The 13895-nt window shown below is 60.2% G+C and carries 10 protein-coding genes; 7 read left to right on the forward strand and 3 right to left on the reverse strand.

The genetic code is table 11. The features are described 5' to 3' along the window. Window positions 1-2: 2 nt before the first annotated feature. Window positions 3-1412, reverse strand: a complete 1410-nt coding sequence (locus tag O8B93_RS24310) for a circularly permuted type 2 ATP-grasp protein (protein WP_269712392.1) — start codon at window positions 1410-1412, stop codon at window positions 3-5. Window positions 1413-1856: 444 nt separating this feature from the next. On the opposite strand from O8B93_RS24310, the gene O8B93_RS24315 reads away from it, so the two are divergent. The 4 genes from O8B93_RS24315 (at window position 1857) to O8B93_RS24330 (ending at window position 5153) form a co-directional block, all read left to right on the forward strand. Next, the gene (locus O8B93_RS24315; protein WP_269712393.1) at window positions 1857-2753 is read left to right on the forward strand and encodes a DMT family transporter; all 897 of its coding nucleotides are present in this window, start codon (window positions 1857-1859) and stop codon (window positions 2751-2753) included. Between the two features lie 78 nt (window positions 2754-2831). Next, window positions 2832-3449, forward strand: coding sequence for a L,D-transpeptidase (locus O8B93_RS24320; protein WP_269712394.1), 618 nt, complete (start codon window positions 2832-2834; stop codon window positions 3447-3449). 241 nt (window positions 3450-3690) lie between these two features. Beyond that, window positions 3691-4080, forward strand: coding sequence for a DoxX family protein (locus O8B93_RS24325; RefSeq protein ID WP_269712395.1), 390 nt, complete (start codon window positions 3691-3693; stop codon window positions 4078-4080). A 164-nt stretch (window positions 4081-4244) separates the two neighbouring features. Continuing rightward, window positions 4245-5153, forward strand: a complete 909-nt coding sequence (locus O8B93_RS24330; protein ID WP_269712396.1) for a DMT family transporter — start codon at window positions 4245-4247, stop codon at window positions 5151-5153. A gap of 261 nt (window positions 5154-5414) precedes the next feature. Here O8B93_RS24330 and O8B93_RS24335 read toward each other — a convergent pair whose 3' ends face one another. Beyond that, window positions 5415-6887 carry a DEAD/DEAH box helicase gene (locus tag O8B93_RS24335; RefSeq protein WP_269712397.1) on the reverse strand — a complete coding sequence of 491 codons (1473 nt, stop codon included), beginning with the start codon at window positions 6885-6887 and terminating at the stop codon, window positions 5415-5417. Window positions 6888-7351: 464 nt separating this feature from the next. On the opposite strand from O8B93_RS24335, the gene O8B93_RS24340 reads away from it, so the two are divergent. Continuing rightward, the gene (locus O8B93_RS24340) at window positions 7352-11047 is read left to right on the forward strand and encodes a response regulator (protein ID WP_269712398.1); all 3696 of its coding nucleotides are present in this window, start codon (window positions 7352-7354) and stop codon (window positions 11045-11047) included. Window positions 11048-11074: 27 nt separating this feature from the next. Here the strand turns inward: O8B93_RS24340 and mnmC2 are convergent, their stop codons facing one another. Next, window positions 11075-11818 (reverse strand): tRNA (5-methylaminomethyl-2-thiouridine)(34)-methyltransferase MnmC2, encoded by a 744-nt coding sequence (gene mnmC2, locus O8B93_RS24345; RefSeq protein ID WP_269712399.1) that lies wholly within the window; start codon window positions 11816-11818, stop codon window positions 11075-11077. Between mnmC2 and O8B93_RS24350 the strand changes: the two genes are divergently transcribed. After that, window positions 11817-13031 (forward strand): NAD(P)/FAD-dependent oxidoreductase, encoded by a 1215-nt coding sequence (locus O8B93_RS24350; RefSeq protein ID WP_269712400.1) that lies wholly within the window; start codon window positions 11817-11819, stop codon window positions 13029-13031. The genes mnmC2 and O8B93_RS24350 overlap by 2 nt on opposite strands. A 96-nt stretch (window positions 13032-13127) precedes the next feature. Beyond that, window positions 13128-13835: a DUF1045 domain-containing protein gene (locus O8B93_RS24355; protein ID WP_269712401.1), complete on the forward strand. Its 708-nt coding sequence runs from the start codon at window positions 13128-13130 to the stop codon at window positions 13833-13835. The last annotated feature ends 60 nt before the right edge of the window (window positions 13836-13895 follow it).

The raw sequence follows: 13895 nt of genomic DNA on the forward strand, positions 1-13895 counted from the left end.
GCTTAATCCTCCAGTACCCAGGTGTCCTTGGTGCCGCCGCCCTGGCTGGAATTCACCACCAGCGAACCCTGCTTGAGGGCAACGCGGGTCAGGCCGCCGGGGATGATCTTCACCTTGTCCGACACCAGCACATAGGGACGCAGATCGACATGGCGCGGCGCTATGCCGTTCTTGACCATGATCGGCACGGTGGAAAGCGACAGCGTCGGCTGCGCGATGTAATTGGAGGGGCGGGCTTTCAGCTTTTCGGCAAACTGCGCCCGTTCCTTCTTCGTCGCGGTGGGGCCGACCAGCATGCCGTAACCGCCCGAACCATGGACTTCCTTGACGACCAGTTCGGCAAGGTTGTCGAGCACATATTTCAGGCTGTCCTGCTCCGAACAGCGCCAGGTCGGCACGTTTTCCAGAAGCGGCTTGCGGCCGGTGTAGAATTCCACGATCTCCGGCATGTAGGAATAGATCGCCTTGTCGTCGGAAATGCCGGTGCCGGGGGCATTGGCGATGGTGATGTTGCCGGCGCGGTAGACATCCATGATACCTGGCACACCGAGTGCCGAATCCGGCCGGAAGGTCAGGGGATCGAGGAAGTCGTCGTCGACGCGGCGATAGAGCACGTCGATCGCCTCGTAACCGCGTGTGGTCCGCATCTTGACCTTGCCGTCCATGACACGCAGGTCGGAGCCTTCCACCAGCTCCACGCCCATCATGTCGGCGAGGAAGGAATGTTCGTAATAGGCGGAATTGTAGATGCCGGGGGTGAGGATGGCGACGCGCGGCTTGTCGGTGCAGCCGGGTGGCGCCAGCGAGGCAAGCGACTGGCGAAGCTGGTAAGGATAGTCCTCCACCCGCCGCACCCGGTTTTCATGGAAGAGTTCCGGGAACATCTGCATCATCGTTTCCCGGTTTTCCAGCATGTAGCTGACACCTGACGGAGTGCGGGCATTGTCTTCCAGAACATAGAACTGGTCTTCGCCGGTGCGGACGATATCCGTGCCGACAATATGGGTGTAAACGCCGCCGGGTGGGGTGAAACCGATCATTTCCGGCAGGAAGGCTTCGTTTCTCTCGATGATTTCGCGGGGAATGCGTCCGGCCCGGATGATTTCCTGCTTGTGGTAGATGTCGTCGAGGAAAGCATTGAGGGCGAGAACGCGCTGTTCAATACCCTGGGCCAGCTTGCGCCATTCACGGCCGGAGATGATGCGCGGGATGATATCGAAAGGGATCAGTTTTTCTGAACTGTCGGCGTGGCCATAGACTGCGAAAGTAATGCCGGTTTTTCGAAAGATGTTTTCCGCGTCTTTTGATTTCTGGATCAGGTGCGCCCTGTCCTGCCGGCTGTACCACTCGTTATAGTTTTCATATGGGCTTCGCGGCGTGTTGTCCGCATTTATCATTTCGTCAAATGCCAACTTCGATGTCCCCTTTTTTGCCATATGAATACAACGAGAAATGCAATGCAAGAACTATGCGGAGCTCTCGTTGAAGATTTTTCGCCGGTCTAGAGTTTTAAAAAAGAAGCGTTTTTTCGGTATTTGCTTATAAATGCAGCACCGGTAGATTGGTTGCGCACGGTAGCGGGATCGAAGGGAGCGAAGGGCCTGTGTGCTGCATGGGCGAATGCACAAATTTTATTCGTTCGCTTTCGGTTGATGGATTGCGGATTGCGCATCAGAAAATCTGAAAGATGGGATCACAAAAACACCTTTGACCTTTCATGGCGAGGGGAATAGCGCCTTGCTGACCGGCCGGGATCATCTGCCGGTTCGTGCCTGGCCGCAGGAAGATCAATTCGCCGCATCGCACCCATCGGGGCAATCTCCCGTGGCATTGTCGCGCGGCACAGGGGATGTGCAATGTCGCTCGACCGTCTGGCTCCGGCCATCTTCGTCTTTCTCTGGTCGACCGGCTGGGTCACCGCCAAATATGCCGTCTATTATACCGGGCCGCTGACCTTTCTCTGTCTGCGGTATCTGCTGGCTGGCCTGCTATTGTGGGCGATCTGCCGGTTTTCCGGCATTTCGTGGCCGAAACAGCGTGCCGATGTCCTGCGGGCGATCCTCTCCGGCGTGTTTTTGCATGGCATTTATCTCGGCATGATCTGGTGGGCGATCGGGCAGGGCGTGCCGGCCGCGATCGGCGGTATCATCGCCGGCCTGCAGCCGCTGATGACGGCGGTGGCCGCCCGTTTCATGATTGGGGAGAGAATTTCGCCGCTGCAACGCGTGGGCCTCCTGCTCGGTTTTGCGGGCATCGCCATTGCCGTGCTTCCGAAGGTCATGGCCACAGGCGCGCTTGGCATGTCGGTGCCGCTTTATGCTGTGGCGGTAAATGCGCTGGGCATGGTGTCGGTGACCTATGGTACGCTCTACCAGAAGAAATATGTCCATGGCGGAAACATCATGGCCGTGGCGACGCTGCAATATGTCGGCGCTCTACTGGTCACCGTTCCCTTCGCGCTTTTGCTGGAGGATGGGCATGTGGACTGGAGCCTCGGGCTTGTCGCCACGCTTGGCTGGTCCGTGGGCGCCATCTCCATCGGCGCCGTGGCGCTGCTTCTTTATCTGATCCGGCGCGGGCAGGTCTCACGCGCCGCCTCGCTGATCTATCTGGTGCCGCCGCTGGCCGCCGTGGAAGCCGCCGTGCTTTTCGGGGAAACGCTGACGCCTGCCATGATCGCCGGCACGGTTCTGGCGGTGACGGGGGTTTATCTCGCCAATCGCCGCCCCACCGCTGCGGTTGTCGCACGTTAATTAATACAACCTCATATTAGGGTTTTATTAACCATAAAATTATACCTCTCGTTAATCCAAAGATTTGGCGGGGGTTACATGTCTATTTCACGTCGTGGTGTTCTGTTCGGATTGCCGCTGTTCCTGGCCGGCTGCGCCAATACCGGCATCGGCCAGCAGAGGCTGAATTATGCGGCAAAGCCGGAGGAGAAATTCCCGCTTCCCGCCATGCATCTCGAAAAGGTCAAACCGGAACTGCGCCGGCAGGAGGTCGCCTATGACACCAGCCATCCCGCTGGAACGGTGGTGGTGGATACACCGGCGCGGCGGCTCTATTACGTTCTGGGCGATGGCCGCGCCATGCGTTATGGCGTCGGTGTCGGCCGGCAGGGGCTTGCTCTGAAGGGCGACGCCTATATCGGCCGCAAGTCCGAATGGCCTTCGTGGACGCCGACCGCCAACATGATGCGCCGTGATCCGCGCAACCTGAAATTCGCCGGCGGCATGCCGGGCGGCCCGAACAATCCGCTCGGCGCGCGTGCGCTTTACCTCTATCGCGGCGGCAACGACACCATGTTCCGCCTGCATGGCACCAACCAGCCGCAATCCATCGGTCACGCCATGTCGAGCGGCTGCATCCGCATGCTGAACCACGACATCATCGATCTTTATAGCCGCGTTCCTGTCGGCTCCAGGGTCGTCGTGTTGCAGGCGTAAGGGAGAGGCGGATTTTTCCGCCTTTGCCAGCCCAGAAAATGCCTGTATCCTTGGGTTGATTTTTTCGACATGAGCCCAGTTTTATGGTGGAAAATCAACCATGTGTAGAATGCCTCCCTTTATGTATTTAAGGGAGTTCTGCTATATCGGAAACGTGATTTCCGGTGTTCGAGACGTGTATCCATAAACGCATAATTGCGCTGTATCGAGCGTCGAACCACTTCAACGGGGACACATGAACATGGCAACTCTAGACAATCTCTCTCGCTATCGCCCGCAGGCACTGGGCGCGCTGCGCATCATGACGGCGCTGCTTTTCATTGCACATGGAACGCAGAAGCTGTTCGGTTTCCCGGCATCGCAGATGGACGGCGCCCTGCCGACGATGCTGCTCGTGGCGGCGCTTCTGGAAGTCGTCGGCGGCATTCTCGTGCTGGTCGGTTTTTTCACGCGTCCGGTCGCCTTCATCCTGTCCGGTCAGATGGCTGTCGCCTATTTCATGGCGCATGCGCCGAGCAATTTCTTCCCGGCCCTGAACGGCGGTGATGCAGCCATCCTGTTCAGCTTCATCTTCCTGTATCTGGTCTTTGCGGGTCCGGGCGCTTTCTCGGTGGATGAACGCCGGGCCTGATCTGCTCGACCTGTCATCGATCTCTCTTGCCGAAGCTCCGCATGGTCACGCCGTGCGGAGCTTCTTTTTTGAAGAAGGATTGAAACTTCGGCCGTCGCCGAAGCATAGATGCTTGTTTTCGGGTTAAGAACGATACATCCTGAACGCAGTTGGAAAATCGATCCGTGACCCCTCAAAACACCATCGCCCGTGAATTGCTGTTTCTCGCCCTGTTGTCCACGCTGTGGGCCGCATCCTACACCTTCATCAAGATCGGGGTGGAGACGATACCGCCGGTCACCTTCATCGCCTCAAGAACCCTGATTGCCGGCCTGTTACTGCTTGCGGTGATCCGGCTGCGCGGGTTGCGGCTGCCGACTGATTTTGCCACCTGGCGGCTGTTCTTCATCCAGGCCTGCATCAACAGCGTCCTGCCCTTCACGTTGATCGCCTGGGCGGAACAGAGCATCGATGCCGGGCTTGCCGTTATTCTCAATGCCACGACGCCGATCTTCACCTTCCTTCTCACCGCGCTTGTCATCCGGCATGAGGCGGTGAGCGGGCGCAAGCTGTTCGGCACCATTGCTGGCATGACCGGTGTTTGCCTTATCATCGGCATGGAAGCGCTTGGTGGGGCAGGGGAGGCGATATGGAGTCAGCTTGCGGTGCTGACGGCGGCATTTTCCTACGCCTGCGCGGCGATATTTGGCAAGAACTTCAAGGGGCTTGATCCGATCATGCCGGCCGCCGGCTCGCTGATCTGCGGTGCGGTGCTGCTGCTGCCGGTCAGCCTGATCGTAGACCGGCCCTGGACATTGTCGCCTTCGGCGGCGTCATTGACGGCACTTGTGTGCCTCAGCGTCTTTTCCACCGCGCTTGCCTTCATGATCTATTTCCGGCTGATGCAGACGCTCGGTTCGGTCGGCACCACATCGCAGGCCTATCTCAGGGTGCCGGTCGGTGTTGCCATCGGCATGGTGTTTCTGGGCGAGGTGCCGACATCAGCCATGTGGGTGGGTCTCGTCTGCGTCATCGCCGGCGTGCTGGCGATGACCTTGCCGTCGCGCCGTCGATCGGTGGTGCAGAGCGGGTGAGGGCAAAGAAAAACCCCGCAGGCTGGTGGCTTGCGGGGTGTATTTAAAGACGTGCCGGCACAGCGAAACCGCATATGGACCGAGCGTGGGCCGCTTGTTTCTTCTCCCCGCCGGGGAGAAGGTCGCGGCAGCGGGATGAGGGGGCAAGGGTAGTGAGATACGGCAACGTTGCCCCCTCATCCGACCCTTCGGGCCACCTTCTCCCCGGCGGGGAGAAGAAACAAGCGGCAATGCCGCTCGCCCTCCGTCCTGGAACTATGCTTAACGGTTGCGGCCGCGATTGCCGTTGCCGGAGGCGCGCTTTTCCTGGCCGTTGCCGCCAGCAGGTGCGTGGCGGTTGGCGCCGCTGCCACCGGGTTTGCGGGCCGGGCGACGGTGCTTGCGGGGGCCGGCCGGACGACCTGCGTCGCCTTCAGCCTGCTTCACGCGCTTGAAGTCGGACGTGACTTCGAGATCATTGTCCGCATCGCGCGGCGCGTGGTTGCGGGACGGGCGGGATTCGCCGTTGTGACGGCCGCCTTCACGCGGGCCACGGCTCTGGCCGCCATTGTTGTTGCGGCCGCCACGGTTGTTGTTGGGGCGCGTCGGGCTGGCAAGACCGGCCGGACGTTCACCTGAGGCAACCGGGATATCGATCTTCATCAGCTTTTCAATGTCGTGCAGCAGGCGGGTTTCGTCCGGTGCGCAGAAAGCGATGGCAATGCCGTCGCGGCCGGCGCGGGCGGTACGGCCGATGCGGTGAACGTAAGCGTCAGGCACTTCCGGCAGGTCATAGTTGAAGACGTGGGTTACGGCCGGAATATCGATGCCGCGGGCAGCAACGTCGGTGGCGACCAGAACCTTGATCTCACCGTCCTTGAAGCCCTTCAGTGCCCGCTCGCGCTGGCCCTGGCTCTTGTTGCCGTGGATGGAGGCGACCTTGAAGCCGATATGTTCGAGATGCTTGTAAAGCTTTTCCGCGCCGTGCTTGGTGCGCAGGAAAACGATGGAGCGACCGTCCGGGTTCTCGTTGAGCGACTTCTTGAGGAGATCGGTCTTGTCGTTCTTGCCGGCGACGAAATGCACGTACTGCTCGACCTTGTCCGCAGCCTTGCCCGGAGGCGTGACCTCGACCTTGATCGGGTCGGTCAGGAAGTTGCTGGCAAGCTCGGAAATTGCCTTCGGCATGGTGGCCGAAAATAGCAGCGTCTGGCGCTTGGGCGGAACCATCCGGGAAATCTTGCGCAGATCATGGATAAAGCCGAGATCGAGCATCTGGTCGGCTTCGTCGAGAACGAGATACGTCACCTTCGAGAGCGAGATGGCGTTGCGGGCGATGAGGTCCAGCAGGCGGCCGGGGGTCGCCACGAGGATGTCAGTGCCCTTTTCGAGCTGAAGCTGCTGCTTGTTGATCGACGCGCCGCCGACAACCTGGTTGATGCGCAGCGGCGTCTTCTTCACGAAGGAGCGCAGATTGTCGCCGATCTGGTTCACCAGTTCGCGGGTCGGTGCGAGGATCAGCGTGCGGGTGGTGCGGTTTGCCGGACGATCCGCCTGCTTCATCAGCATTTCGATGATCGGCAGGCCGAAGGCTGCGGTCTTGCCGGTGCCGGTCTGTGCGAGGCCGATGAGGTCACGGCCTTCGAGCAGCAGCGGAATGGCTTTCGCCTGAATGGGGGTAGGGGTCGTATAGCCAAGCTGGGTAACGCTGGCCACAATCTTTTCGGAGAGGCCGAGTTCGCTAAAACTGGTCAATATATTGCCTTTCGGGGCGCCAAAACAAACTCATCCGGAGCAGGGCTGCTGTCCGGTGGTTTCGGCGTCAAGAACCCCGCGTGAATTGGGAACTTGTGGGTTGGAATAACTTTCTGCGCATCAGTGCGGCAAATGCCGTCTTCTGTATTCGTTGCGCTTTTCCTTCATGCGGTCCAAGTGGGTCTTGGTTCATACGCTGCAGCTCACGCGGCTGCCGAAGGTGAAAGCTTGAGGGGCATGTGGGCGTTTTGCGCATCAAAGTCAAGCGATAGTTTTGTAACGATGCCGCCTGATGGCGCATGGCAGCCATGCGCATCGTTTGCCGGCTATCATCGGAACGCACCCCCACAGGCGAAGAATTGTGGTTAAAAAAGGGTAACGCGACCTTCGGATACATAGCAAAGATCGATTTTCTCACATAACGTTTTTTGTGACGGCATCCGGAAATATTTGATTCGACAGGGATGGACTGCCGGGGTGTGGAGTATCGATTGACCGAAGGCTGCGGGTTGCTGGAAAAAGCGTGCAGGGCCGTTGCCGCCCTGGACCTGCCCGCGTGCATCAAGGACAGCGAGCTGCGCTATGTCGTGGTCAATGCCGCCTATGGCCGGGTGATGGGGCGTGCGCCCGCGGCATTCGAAGGCCGCACCGGCATTTCCCTTTCCGGCGATATTCGCGACGCCGAGCGCGAGGACAGGGAGCGCCGCTCGCTGGTCTTCGCCACCGATGAGATGATTGCCTGCCATGTCGTGGGTTCCCCGGTGCCTCACTCGCTTCGCTGCGAGCGTTTTACCGGCGATGACGGCAATATTTTCCTGTTCGAGGTGTTCGAAGAGATGCCGTCCGCCGTGGTGGCGGAATTTCCGGATGCCAGGGGCACTTCGGATCTGCTGTTCGGCAGCGGCGTGATCGATCTCGTCGACGCCGGTATCGTCATTTATGACCGCGAAAACCGGCTGGTCTATTGCAACGCCCGCTTTCGCGAGTTCTATCGCGCCCTCGGCATTGAACTGACGCCCGGTGTCCGGCTTGAGACGCTGATGGAAGCCCTCTATTTTTCGAGTGGCTATCGCGACACGAAGGACGATGATCCGGCCTTCGAAGGGTGGATGCAGGCGCAGCTGCAGGATTTTTCCCTGCCCTATTTCGAAAAGGTGGACCAATTCGCCGATGGCCGCTGGGTGCGTGTCGTCAACAAGCGGCTGGAAAACGGCATGCTGGTCGGGCTGCGTGTCGATGTCACCGAGTTCAAGGCACATGAGACGCTTCTGAGCACCCAGATCCGCGAGACCTGGCTGCTGCGCGCCGCACTCGAGCAATTGCCCGTCGGTGTGTTCCTGAGGGATCAGCACAGGCGGCTGACCTTTGCCAATACGGCTTATGAAAAATTCCTGGATGGCAACCTTGCGGATTATATCGGCAAGAACGAATGCGAGATGTTTCCGGAGGAAGGGCCGCAGTTCCAGCGGGAAAACGAGCATATTCTGCAAACCGGGGCTGCTCTTGAAAAAACGGCAAGCGTTCTGCTTTCGGATGGCAGCACCATTCCCGTCATCACCCGGCTCGGCCGGGTCGCAACGCCTGACGATGAATATTATCTGGTGGGTTCGGTCACCGATGTCAGCCTGTTGCAGGACCGGGAAAAGGCGCTGATCGCCGCGCAGGCCGAGGCCGAGGCCCTGCACCGGCAGCTCCAGGCGGTTCTTCGCGCCCTACCGGTGGGTGTGCTTCTGCTGAACGCCGATCTCGTCATAGAATACGTCAATCCGTACTTCTACCAGGTCTGGGGGGAGATCGGCGGTGAGAAGTCGCTTGTGGGAAAGAGCTATCGCGAATTCATGGAGATGAATTTCGATAGCGGCCTTTACGACTATGGCGACCGGTCCTTCGACGAGGTTTATGGCGAGCGGGTGCAGCGGCTGGCCGAAGATACAGTCTTCGCTCCCCGCGAGGTGCGCAGCAAAAGCGGCAGGGTGACCGTCATTTCCAAAACCCGCCTCGAAGGCGGGAAAATCCTCAGCACCTATGCCGATGTCACCGATGTGCGCATGCGCGACGACGAGATCAGCAGGGCGAAGGCGGAACTGGAACGCGTCGGCGAATATATGCAGGGCGCCACACGCGCCATGGCGCAGGGGCTGGTGCTGGTCGAGCAGGGCACGATCATCATGTCCAACGAGGCGATGGCACGGATGTTCGAGGTGCCGCCGCATCTCTTGGAAAAGGGCCGCAACTGGGCAGGCTTCTTTGCCCATTGCGCCGGGCGCGGCGATTTCGGCACGGCCGCGGAGGCTGGCGAGACGCTGCGGGTCTGGAGAGAAAATATCGCGGCCAACAGGCCGTTTTCCTGGCTTGTCCATGTTGCCGGCAAAACCTGGCTCAATCTGGAGGCCACCAACAGTTCCGGCAATTACTGGCTGATCATCGTCACTGACGTGACCGAAATGAAGATGCGCGAGGAGGAGTTGCAGCGGCTGCTTTCCCGTGCGGAAGCGGCGGACCGGGCCAAATCGGAATTCCTGGCCAATATGAGCCATGAAATCCGCACGCCGATGAACGGTGTGCTCGGCATGGCGGAGCTTCTGGCCAAGTCCAAGCTCGACACGCGCCAGAAGACCTTTACCGACATCATCGTCAAGTCAGGCAATGCGCTGTTGACGATCATCAACGATATTCTCGATTTCTCCAAGATCGAGGCCGGGCAGATGAAGCTGCGCAGCGTGCCTTTCGATCCCGCGGAAGCGGTGGAAGATGTGGTCTCGCTCCTGTCCTCGGCGGCGCTGGAAAAGGACATCGAGCTGATCGTCCGCATCGATTCCTCGGTGTCCGGCAAAGTTATCGGCGATGCCGGCCGGTTCCGTCAGATCGTCACCAATATCGTCGGAAATGCCGTCAAGTTCACCGAAACCGGGCATGTGCTGGTCGAGCTTTCGGCGCAGTCGGCGGAGGCGTCGGAAAGCATTTTTTCGCTGCGCGTCGAAGACAGCGGCATCGGCATTCCGGCCGACAAGCTGGAAACGATCTTCGACAAGTTCAGCCAGGTCGACGGTTCGGCGACGCGACGGCACGAGGGAACGGGGCTGGGCCTTGCGATCACGGTCGGCCTCGTCGGCCTGTTCGACGGCAAGATCAATGTCGAAAGCGAAGTTGGCAGGGGCTCGGCCTTCGAGGTCGATATCCCGTTTCAGGTGATGGAGCGACGGCGGGACGTGCCGCTGCTTTCCGTGGCGATCGACGATATCCGGGTGCTGGTCATCGACGATAACGACGTCAACCGCCGTATCCTGACCGAGCAGCTTCGAAGCTGGGGCGTAGATGGCCACGCGGTTGAGGATGGGCTCTCCGGCATCGCCGTGTTGCAGGAAGCGGCATCGCTCGGCTTTGCCATCGACGCCATCATCCTCGATTATCATATGCCCGTCATGAACGGGCTCGACGTGGTGGAGCGTATCCGCGCGGATAAGCGGTTTGACGATATCGCCATTGTTTTCCTGACTTCGATGGATGTCGTGGGCGACGAGACGCTGTTTACCGATCTCAGCGTGCAGGCGCATCTGATGAAACCGGCGCGGGCGCGGCTGCTGCGCTCCACTCTGTTTGACGTGGTGCGCGATGTGCGGCTGAAGCGAAGCCGCCAGCATTCGCTTACGCAGGGGACGGGTGGTGAACAGGTCCGGTCGGAAAGCCGTCCCACCGAAAGGAAACAACGGGCCGAAGCTCCGGCCACGGTTCCCGAACGCAGCCGGCCGTGCCTTCTCGACGTGCTGGTGGCCGAGGATAACGACGTCAACCAGATTGTCTTCAGCCAGATATTGCAACAGGCAGGCCTGCGCTTCCTGATCGTCGGCAATGGCAAGCGGGCCGTTCAGGCATGGGAAGAATATAATCCCGCCCTTATCCTGATGGATGTTTCCATGCCTGTCATGAACGGGCACCAGGCGACACAGGCCATCCGCGCTGCTGAAAAATCTGCAGCCGACGGCCGGCATGTGCCTATCATCGGCGTCACCGCCCATACGCAGGAGGCGGACCGGGAACGTTGCCTGGAGGCGGGCATGGATGATTATCTGTCGAAGCCGATCAGCCCCGAAAGCCTCGAAGACCAGATCGCGCAATGGCTGGGCGAGAACGTGCTGCGGCGGGATGCTCCGGGCGTGTGAATATCCGGCACCCTTTTCTGAATTGCATCAGGCCGAAGGTTTGGTGCCGCAGAGCATTTCCCGCTTTCCGGCAAATCCTTTTCTGCGCTCCAGGTCAAAACCGGCGGCGATGAGATTACGGCGGACGAAGCCGGCGGCGGCGTAAGTGGCGAATGTGCCCCCCGCTGCCGTTTTTGCGAACAGCGCCTGCATGATCTCCAGCGACCACATGTCCGGATTGCGCGCCGGCGCGAAGCCATCGAGAAACCAGGCATCGAAACTCAGATCGCTGCTGGAAATGCCGGCAAGCGCCTCGCCGCAGACCACGGTCAGGCGCGTTGCATCGTCCAGTTCGATCTCGACCCGGCCTTGCGGCTCGGCGGGCCAGCGGGCGACAAGCGCCTTGCGCTCGGCATCCACTTCCGGCCAGCGGGAAAGCGCCCGGTCGATCTCGTCCGCCTTCATCGGGTAGAGTTCGAAGGAAATGAAATGCAGCGTGGAGTGGCCGTTGCGGACCTCTTTCCATTGCCGCCAGGTCTCGCAGAGATTGAGGCCGGTGCCGAAGCCCAGTTCGCCGATGCGGAAAACGCCGTCCCGTTCGAGCCAGCGTTGCGGCAACCCGTTTCCGGACAGGAAGACATGGCCGCATTCCAGCCTGCCATCCGTCTGGCAATAAAAATGATCGTCAAAGGCCAGCGAATAGGGCATATCCCCGTCACGCCAGTCGAGCGCGGTCTGGTTTTCCCCGGTTGCCGAACCAGTCTCTCTGATAGTGTCGTTGGAATTTTTCATGGCTAAAGCCGATAATCCCGCTTTCGAACAGGGTCAATCACCAAGAATGCGTTTGCCGGCTTCCGTGCCGCTGCTCATCGTCGGCGGCGGCATCATGGGTCTGTGGGCGGCTGTGAAGGCAGAACGGCTCGGCATCGATACCCTTCTGGTGGAGGCCGGCCGTCTTGGCGGCGGCGCGAGCGGCGGGCTTCTTGGCGCCTTGATGCCGCATATGCCGGACCGGTGGTCGGACAAGAAACAGTTTCAGTTCGATGCTCTGGTCGCGCTGGAGGCGGAGATTGCGAGGCTGGAGGCGGAAACGGGGCTTTCCGGCGGCTATCTCCGCTGCGGCCGGATTATTCCACTGCCCAAGCCGCATCTGCGCGGCATTGCCGAGCGACATGAGCGGGATGCGGCGGAAAACTGGCGATCGGGCGAGTGCCGGTTCCATTGGCATGTGGGAGAGAGGCCATCGGTGGCGGGTTGGGTGGATGATGCGGCGGGCGAGGCTGGTTTCGTCTTCGACACGCTGGCGGCAAGGGTCTCGCCGCGCGCCTTGATCGCGCTGCTCTCGGCTTTTCTCCGCAAGGCGCGGCATGTGCAGTTGGCGGAAGGCTGCCGGGTCGTTTCCCTTGATGCTGATGCCGGCCGGGCGGTATTGTCTTCGGGAGAGGAGATAGGTTTCGGCCATGTCGTGGTCGCCAATGGTCATGAGTCCTTTCCCCTGATCCGCGACGCTCTTGGGCTGGAAGCGGGAGTTGCGCTGGGGCAGGCGGTAAAGGGGCAGGCGGCGCTTCTTGACGCTGCTGCTGATCCGGCCATGCCGGTTGTGTTCCTCAACGGTCTTTATATCGTGCCGCATGAGGATGGCACCGTCGCGATCGGCAGTACCAGCGAAGATTGTTTTTCCGAGCCCTTCAGTACCGATGAGAAGCTCGAAAAACTGCTTGTAGACGCCTGCGCCGTTGTGCCTTCGCTTGCCGGCGCACCGGTGCTCGAACGCTGGGCCGGGCTGCGACCGAAGGCGGTGGGGAGGGACCCGATGGTGGGGGCACTGGCTGGCCATCCGAAACTCGTTGCGCTCTCCGGCGGTTTCAAGGTCAGCTTCGGTCTTGCACATTTCCTGGCCGAGGCGGCGTTGCAAACCGTGTGCGGTCACACGGCTGTCATCCCTTCGAGCTTTCGCCTTCAAGAACACGTGAGTATTGCCGTCCCGGACTTTAGAAAGTTCTGATTGGACCGCTTACGTCGTTAATCTGTCACGCAAATCACTTATCTGCTGGCCTGCAAAGAGGCCGGTTTGTCCGCATTTGCGGCGAGGTGACAGCGCATGCGATACGCCATTCATTTCACGCCTTCCCCCAATGACCCCCTGACGCAGGCTGCCGCCGCGTGGCTGGGGCGCGATGCCTATTCAGGTCATGCGGTGGAACCGCCGGGCATGATCGATCTCGGTATGCAGGAGATTTCCTACCATACGGCCCTGCCGCGCCGTTACGGTTTCCATGGCACGATAAAGGCGCCTTTCCGCCTTGCCGAAGGCCAGTCCGAGGCGGCGTTGCTGCGCGACCTGATGTATTTTTCCGGCAGGCAGGATCCCTTCACGCTGCCGCAACTGGTGGTGGCAAGGCAGGAGAATGTCTTCAGCCTCGTTCCCGAGCGTCCCTGTGAAGTGCTGCATTTTTTTGCGGCCCGCGTGGTGCAGGAATTCGACCACTACCGCGCACCGCTCTCCGAGGCGGAAATCGAGCGGGCGGATCCGGACCGGCTATCGGCCTCGCAGCTCACCAATCTGCATCGCTGGGGCAGCCCGCATGTGATGGATGAGTTCCGTTTCCAGATGTCGCTGACGGGCGGTGTGGAACCTTCCAGCAGCCAGAGGATCGAGCGGGCCGTGCGCAAGGTGTTCGAACCGCTATTGACCCGGTCGCTGCAATTTTCCAGCCTGGCTTTGTTCATCGAGGATGAGCCGGGTGCGCCTTTCCGCGTGCATTCACTGCATCCCATGGGCCGGGTTTCCGCCCGCAAGATTGCCTGAAGCACGCTTGCTCATAATCGTATACAAAAAAGCATAGGAATGTCGGCAAGATTGTCTCGA

Source organism: Martinezella rhizogenes (genome assembly GCF_027460065.1).
GTDB lineage: Bacteria > Pseudomonadota > Alphaproteobacteria > Rhizobiales > Rhizobiaceae > Agrobacterium > Agrobacterium rhizogenes_C.